This window comes from Rhizobium sp. IY2 (genome assembly GCF_047532935.1).
Classification (GTDB): domain Bacteria; phylum Pseudomonadota; class Alphaproteobacteria; order Rhizobiales; family Rhizobiaceae; genus Rhizobium; species Rhizobium anhuiense.
Genome location: NZ_JBLKNU010000055.1, coordinates 1 through 259, shown reverse-complemented (window position 1 = coordinate 259; position 259 = coordinate 1). Strand labels below are relative to the sequence as shown.

1 protein-coding gene is annotated in these 259 nt (G+C 63.7%); it reads right to left on the bottom strand.

Annotated features, from left to right (window positions below; all coding sequences use genetic code 11):
- Positions 1 to 259: DUF4082 domain-containing protein (locus ACMUVN_RS33360; RefSeq protein ID WP_414816063.1), on the bottom strand; the 259-nt coding region annotated here is incomplete at both ends.

The following is a 259-nucleotide window of genomic DNA, read 5'->3' as shown; positions in this document are numbered from 1 at the left end:
CGTCGTGAAGTTCACCGTCTGCCAGCCGCTCGCCGTGGTGTTGCTGAAGGTGGCGGTGGCAAGCCTGGTGCCGGTCGTGGTCCACAGGTCGACGACGTTCTGGCCGTTGTCGTTGGCGCTGCGATAGAACTTGATGCCCGTGACATCCCCGGCGACGTTCGACTGGAACTTGACGCCGAGCTCGAGCTGCTGACCATCGTTGAGGTTGGTCTGGGTCGGCGTGCTGGAGGCGTTGAACAGGCTGTAGGTCGTTGGCGCC